Origin of the sequence: uncultured Limnohabitans sp. (genome assembly GCF_937889215.1) — a bacterium.
Taxonomy (GTDB): Bacteria; Pseudomonadota; Gammaproteobacteria; order Burkholderiales; family Burkholderiaceae_C; genus Limnohabitans_A.
Map to the genome: position 1 here is coordinate 1 of NZ_CALBEX010000151.1, position 6341 is coordinate 6341.

8 protein-coding genes are annotated in these 6341 nt (G+C 59.9%); 6 read left to right on the plus strand and 2 right to left on the minus strand.

Going from position 1 to position 6341, the window contains the following annotated elements:
* Positions 1 to 464: flavoprotein (locus tag Q0341_RS03830; RefSeq protein WP_299510697.1), on the minus strand; the 464-nt coding region annotated here is incomplete at its 3' end.
* A gap of 290 nt (positions 465 to 754) precedes the next feature.
* Between Q0341_RS03830 and Q0341_RS03835 the strand changes: the two genes are divergently transcribed.
* Genes Q0341_RS03835 through Q0341_RS03860 form a run of 6 tightly spaced genes read left to right on the plus strand, consistent with a single transcriptional unit; the run spans position 755 to position 5941 of the window.
* Positions 755 to 2401, plus strand: a complete 1647-nt coding sequence (locus Q0341_RS03835; RefSeq protein WP_299510699.1) for a CTP synthase — start codon at positions 755 to 757, stop codon at positions 2399 to 2401.
* Between the two features lie 23 nt (positions 2402 to 2424).
* Positions 2425 to 3279, plus strand: a complete 855-nt coding sequence (gene kdsA, locus Q0341_RS03840; protein WP_299510701.1) for a 3-deoxy-8-phosphooctulonate synthase — start codon at positions 2425 to 2427, stop codon at positions 3277 to 3279.
* Positions 3276 to 3563, plus strand: a complete 288-nt coding sequence (locus Q0341_RS03845; RefSeq protein ID WP_299510703.1) for a DUF1330 domain-containing protein — start codon at positions 3276 to 3278, stop codon at positions 3561 to 3563. Before kdsA ends, Q0341_RS03845 begins: the two co-directional genes overlap by 4 nt.
* Before the next feature lie 51 nt (positions 3564 to 3614).
* Positions 3615 to 4898 carry a phosphopyruvate hydratase gene (eno, locus tag Q0341_RS03850; protein WP_299510705.1) on the plus strand — a complete coding sequence of 428 codons (1284 nt, stop codon included), beginning with the start codon at positions 3615 to 3617 and terminating at the stop codon, positions 4896 to 4898.
* Positions 4899 to 4910: 12 nt separating this feature from the next.
* Positions 4911 to 5186: a septum formation initiator family protein gene (locus Q0341_RS03855; RefSeq protein WP_299510707.1), complete on the plus strand. Its 276-nt coding sequence runs from the start codon at positions 4911 to 4913 to the stop codon at positions 5184 to 5186.
* A complete protein-coding gene (locus Q0341_RS03860; protein WP_299510709.1) occupies positions 5183 to 5941 on the plus strand; it encodes an ATP-binding protein in 759 nt (252 codons plus the stop codon). The genes Q0341_RS03855 and Q0341_RS03860 overlap by 4 nt, the downstream gene beginning before the upstream one ends.
* A 37-nt stretch (positions 5942 to 5978) precedes the next feature.
* On the opposite strand, the gene Q0341_RS03865 is transcribed toward Q0341_RS03860, so the two are convergent.
* On the minus strand, positions 5979 to 6341 hold a 363-nt coding region (locus Q0341_RS03865; protein WP_299510711.1), incomplete at its 5' end, for an Ig-like domain-containing protein.

Sequence of the window (6341 nt, forward strand, 5' to 3'; positions counted from 1 at the left end):
ACATCCAGCACATGGATGCCATCGGCTTTGAGCTGGGCCACATTGCGCTGCGTAGCCGGGTTCGCCCACATCTCGCGGTTCATGGCCGGGGCCACGATCAAAGGCACCAAGTCCAGTGGCCGCGCCAAGCACAACAAGCTGAGCAAATCATCGGCCCGCCCGTGCAGCAATTTGGCCAAAAAATCGGCACTGGCCGGGGCCACAAGCACCGCATCGGCATCGCGGCTGAGGTTGATGTGCGCCATGTTGTTGGCCTCACGCGCATCCCACTGGGACGTGTAAACCGGCCTGCCCGACAAAGCCTGCATGGTCACGGCCGTCATGAAATGCTCGGCCGCCTCGGTCATCACCACCTGCACCGTGCATCCGGCCTTGACCAAGGCGCGGCAGAGTTCCGCCGACTTGAAGGCCGCTATGCCGCCTGACAAACCCAGAACGATGTGTTTTCCAGCCAATGTGCTCATGCCCGGGAATGTAGCAGACAGGCCATCAACACCCGGTCAGCAACGCACGCCCCGACTTGGCGCTGCACCTCTTGTTGCGGCACATGATGTTGAATATGTTGGTGTCAGTTTCGGCTGCACGTCGGACCTGAAGGCGCCGACCTACAAAAGAGGCTCTGCGCCAGACCGGCCTGTGCTCGCCTCAGCGCGGAAACACACCACAAAACAGCGCCACGCAGCAAATAAGCCCAACCCGACTGTCTATAATCACGATTTCCACCTACCGGGAGCTTCAATCTCCCGTCTTGGACATGACCAAATTCGTCTTCGTCACCGGCGGTGTGGTGTCTTCCCTGGGCAAGGGAATCGCCTCCGCATCGCTCGCCGCCATTCTTGAATCTCGCGGCCTCTCCGTCACCCTCATCAAGCTCGATCCCTACCTCAACGTCGACCCCGGCACCATGTCGCCCATCCAGCACGGCGAAGTGTTCGTGACCGACGACGGCGCAGAAACCGACCTGGATTTGGGGCACTACGAGCGCTTCATCAACACCCGGATGAAGAAGGCCAATAACTTCACAACCGGCCAAATTTACAAAAGCGTGCTCGAAAAAGAGCGCCGTGGGGACTACCTGGGCAAGACCGTGCAAGTCATCCCCCACGTCACCAACGAAATCCAAGACTTCGTCAAGCGCGGCGCGGGCTACGGCACCCCTGAGGCGGTCGATGTCGCCATCGTCGAAATCGGCGGCACCGTGGGCGACATCGAATCCTTGCCGTTTTTGGAAGCCGTGCGCCAGCTCAGCCTGCGCTTGGGGCCCAACAACGCGGCGTTTGTGCACCTGACCTACGTGCCTTGGATTGCCGCAGCAGGCGAACTCAAAACCAAGCCCACCCAACACACGGTGCAAAAACTGCGCGAAATCGGCATCCAGCCCGATGCGCTGCTGTGCCGCGCCGACCGCTACATTCCCGACGACGAGCGCGACAAAATCTCGTTGTTCACCAACGTGCAAAGCTGGGGCGTGATCTCCATGCCCGACGTGGACACCATTTACAAAGTGCCCCGCGTGCTGCACGAGCAGGGCCTCGATGGCCTGATCTGCGACAAGCTGCGCCTGAGCACCCCACCGGCCAACCTCAAGCGCTGGGACGATCTGGTACACGACACCGAGAACCCCAAGGGCGAAGTGACCATCGCCATGGTCGGCAAATACGTGGAGCTGTCGGACAGCTACAAATCGGTCAACGAAGCGCTGCGCCATGCCGGCATGCGCAACCATGTGCGCGTGAAGATCGAGCACATCGACTCCGAAACCATCACCCCCGAGACCGTGGCCAGCTTGGCCCACTTTGACGGCGTACTGGTGCCCGGCGGCTTTGGCAAGCGCGGTGTCGAAGGCAAGATCGAAACCGCCCAATACGCCCGCACCCACAAAGTCCCTTACCTGGGCATTTGCTTGGGGATGCAGGTCGCGACCATCGAATATGCGCGCCACATGGCCGGCATGAAAGACGCCAACAGCACCGAGTTCGAGCCCGACACCCCCTTCCCCGTGATCGCCCTGATCAACGAGTGGAAAGACGCAGACGGTTCCATCCAGAAACGCGATGCCAACTCCGACTTGGGCGGCACGATGCGCCTGGGCGCACAAAGCTCCGACGTGGCCCAAGGCACGCTGGCGCACCAAATTTACGGCGACGTGGTCACCGAACGCCACCGTCACCGTTATGAAGCCAACGTCAATTACCTAGACGACCTGCGCAAAGCCGGTCTGGTGATCTCGGCGCTGACCCAACGTGAGCACTTGACCGAAATCGTCGAGCTGCCGCAAACCGTGCACCCTTGGTATGTGGGCGTGCAGTTCCACCCCGAGTTCAAGTCCACACCATGGGACGGCCACCCCCTGTTCAACGCCTTCGTCAAAGCAGCCGTTGCACACAAAGCGGCCGCCTGAAACACCCCCACCCGGAGCGCCCCATGAAACTTTGCGGATTTGACGTTGGTCTGAACCAGCCCTTCTTTTTGATCGCGGGCACCTGCTCCATCGAAGGTCTGGAAATGTCCGTCGAGGTGGCTGGCCGCCTTAAAGAGGCCTGCTCCGCGCTGGGCATTCCCCTGATCTACAAAGGCTCGTTCGACAAGGCCAACCGCTCCTCAGGCAGCACCCAGCGCGGTGTGGGCATCGATGCGGGCCTGAAAATCCTGGACGAAGTGCGCCGCCAGATCGGCGTGCCCATCCTCACCGATGTGCACGACGAATCGCAGGTCAAAACCGTGGCCAGCGTGGTCGACGTGCTGCAGACCCCCGCCTTCTTGTGCCGCCAGACCGATTTCATCCGCGCTGTGGCGCAATCGGGCAAACCGGTCAACATCAAGAAGGGCCAGTTCTTGGCCCCTTGGGACATGAAGAACGTCATCGACAAAGCCCGCAGCGCTGCGCGAGAAGTTGACCTGCCCGAAGACAACTTCTTGGCCTGCGAGCGCGGCGTGAGCTTTGGCTACAACAACCTGGTGGCCGACATGACGAGCCTGGCCGAAATGCGCAAAACCGGCGCCCCGGTGGTGTTTGACGTGACCCACTCGGTGCAAAAGCCTGGCGGCCAAGGCACCAGCAGCGGCGGTGCCCGCGAGATGGTGCCTGTGCTCGCCCGTGCGGGCGTGGCCGCTGGCGTGGCGGGTCTCTTCATGGAAACCCACCCCAACCCCGCCGACGCCTGGTCCGACGGCCCCAACGCGGTGCCGCTAGGCAAAATGCGGGCCTTGCTAGAGACCCTGGTTCAGCTCGATTCCGTCACCAAAAAGAACCCATTTTTAGAGGATGATTTTTCATGAGCGGCTATATCATTGCCCACGTTCAGGTGAGCAACCCCACCCAATACGAAGAGTACAAAAAGTGGTCCACCGCGGCCATGAAAACCGCTGGCGCCGAAGTCTGCGTGCGCGGCGGCCAAGTGCAAGTGCTCGAAGGCGACTGGGCCCCTGAGCGCATCGTGATTTTGAAGTTCCCCTCGTTCGAGGCCGCCAAGGCCTTTTACGAACTGCCCGAATACCTGAAAGCCCGCGAAGCCCGAGAAGGCGCCGCCATCATGCGCATGGTGGCCGTAGAAGGCGTTTGAGCCGCTGACTGTCAAGACCTGTTTTATTTTTCCAATTGAGAGAGTTCCAAAATGAGTGCAATTGTTGATATCGTTGGCCGCGAAATTCTGGACAGCCGTGGCAACCCCACCGTCGAATGCGACGTGTTGCTGGAGTCCGGCGTCATGGGCCGCGCTGCGGTGCCTTCCGGCGCTTCCACCGGCAGCCGCGAAGCCATCGAGTTGCGCGACGGCGACCAAAGCCGATACCTGGGCAAAGGCGTGCTCAAAGCCGTCGAGCACATCAACACCGAAATCAGTGAGGCCGTGCTGGGCCTGGACGCTTCCGAGCAAGCCTTTTTGGACCGCACCCTGATCGACCTGGACGGCACCGACAACAAGAGCCGCCTGGGCGCCAACGCCATGCTGGCCGTGTCCATGGCCGTGGCCCGCGCTGCGGCCGAAGAGTCTGGATTGCCCCTGTACCGTTACTTTGGCGGCATGAACGGCAACCAACTGCCCGTGCCCATGATGAACGTCATCAACGGCGGCGCACACGCCAACAACAACCTGGACTTGCAAGAGTTCATGATCATCCCCGTGGGTGCACCGTCGTTTCGCGAAGCCGTGCGTTGGGGCGCTGAAGTCTTCCACGCGCTCAAGAAAATCATCCACGACAAAGGCATGAGCATTGCGGTGGGCGACGAAGGCGGCTTTGCCCCCAACGTAGACAGCCACGAAGCGGCCATCCAGATGGTGCTCGACGCGATTGCCGCTGCGGGTTACACCGCAGGCGAGCAAATCGCCATTGGCCTCGATTGCGCGGCCAGCGAGTTTTACAAAGACGGCAAATACAAATTGTCGGGTGAAGGCCTGGAGCTGAGCGCCGAGCAGTGGACCGACATGCTGGCCAGCTGGTGCGACAAGTACCCCATCATCAGCATCGAAGACGGCATGGCCGAAAACGACTGGGACGGCTGGAAAGTGCTGACCGACCGCTTGGCCAAAAACGTGCAAATCGTCGGCGACGACCTGTTCGTGACCAACACCAAGATTTTCAAAGAAGGCATCGCCAAAGGCATCGCCAACTCGATCCTCATCAAGATCAACCAGATCGGCACCCTGACCGAAACCTTCGAAGCCATCGAAATGGCCAAGCGCGCCGGATACACCGCCGTGATCTCACACCGTTCAGGCGAGACCGAAGACAGCACCATCGCCGACATCGCCGTGGGCCTGAACGCTGGCCAAATCAAGACCGGCTCCATGAGCCGTTCAGACCGCATGGCCAAGTACAACCAGCTGCTGCGCATCGAAGAAGACCTGGGCGAAATTGCCGTGTACCCCGGCCGCTCCGCGTTTTACAACCTGCGCTAAAGCAACACGGCCATGGGCAACCGCCTGGTCCCAATCGTGCTGTTCGCCTTGCTGGCGATCGTGCAAGCCCAATTGTGGTTTGGGCAAGGCAGCTTGTCCCATGTGCGGGAACTGCAGCAAGAGCTGGAACAGCAAAAACAGCTCAACGAAGCCTCACGGCGTCAGGTAGAACAACTGAGCGCCGAGGTCAACGACCTGAAAGAAGGCCTGAGCGTGGCGGAAGAGCAAGCCCGAGGCGAATTGGGCATGGTCAAAGCCAACGAAATTTTTGTTCAGATCGCCAAATGAGCCGCGCCACTGGTGAGCGCGGCTTGGCCTTGCCGACACGCCGCATCGCCATCTTGGGTGCCGAAAGCACCGGCAAATCTTGGCTGGCCCAGGCCTTGGCCGAAGCCATTGGCGCCGCCAAGCCCGATGCCCACGCACAGCACCCGACCGTGCACACCGTCGGCGAAGTGCTGCGCAGCTGGTGTGAACGCGAAGGCCGAACGCCCCAAGCCCACGAGCAAGCCCACATTGCCCAGCAACAAGCCGACGCCGTCGCCCACGCGCAAGGCGACTGGGTCATTGCCGACACCACCCCGCTCATGACCGCCGTCTACAGCCACCTGCTGTTTGACGACACCCGCCTTTATCCCATGGCGCTGGCACACCACGCCCTGTATGCACACACCCTGGTCACCGGACTCGACCTGCCCTGGGTCGCCGATGGCCTACAGCGCGATGGCCCGCAGGTGCGTGGCCCGGTCGACACCTTGCTGCGCCAAGCGCTCGACGGTGCAGGTCTGCCCTACCGGGTCGTTTACGGCCAGGGGCCTCAACGTCTGAACAATGCCTTGCTGGCCTTAGGCCTGCCCGGCACCGACTTGGCCGCGCAAACCACCCGCGACAAGGCCCAATTTGCCATCAACCAAGGGCGCAATGCTTGGCAATGCAACGACTGCAGCGACCCCGAATGCGAACACACCTTGTTCACCCGCTTGCTGCAACCGCGCGAACCCAACGAATCAAGAAGCCATATTTACCAAAAAATCAAAAAATGACATTCACGCTGGAGTCAAAATTTAAATTAATTCCTACTTAAGTATTATCAGAATCAAAATATCCACCGTTCAAAGCTAAAATTTCGTTTTTCATAGCCAAGTTCCTGTTCGGGTGATGAATGGAGGAAATCAGGTTGCCTGCTTTGTCGAGCAATTTGGCTTGCAAACTGTACAGGCCATCTGCCAGTTCAGCTTGACTTGTCCGATCCCAGGTCCAATTCCCATTGTCATCGGGCGTGACGTAGGTTTTTTCAATGACAGTGTTTCCTTGAGTCAAGGTCAACTCAACCGATGCCCCGTTGCCTGTAAACGAGGACACTTTTCCGGCGTACTCGTGTGTTCTGTCTTGGGTGATGAAATCACCATTGGCCAGTGATGCATTGGCTGCGTTTAGATTGTG